General features: G+C 57.9%; 1 protein-coding gene. It reads right to left on the reverse strand.

The features are described from left to right. Nucleotides 1-328 (reverse strand): Hsp33 family molecular chaperone HslO (locus Q4563_RS18010; protein WP_303605479.1); only part of this gene is annotated, 328 nt, incomplete at both ends.

Consider the following 328-nt stretch of genomic DNA (forward strand, 5'->3'; position numbering starts at 1 on the left):
CGTGTGGGCAGTTGTTCTGACTGGCTGAAATAGTCTTCCAGTGCGGTGGCTATATCGCCTTGGGGAATGGCGGTAATACCCTGATAACGCTGGCCTTGCTCCGGCTCCAGGGTGATAACCAGCTGGCCTTCCGTTGCAAAGGTCAGGGTTGCTTCTGGCTGATCGCTGTCATAGCGGGCAATCGCCCGCAGCTCTCCCAGTTCATTGGTTTCTGCCTGCAACAGGGAGATAGCCCCTGGCAGGCGTATTTGCAGGGTTAGCCGGCCTTTGAACTTGAGGCTGGCACTCATCAATGCGGTGGCGGCAAGTAACTGGCCCAGGGCTACCC

This window comes from Gilvimarinus sp. 1_MG-2023, from assembly GCF_030548285.1.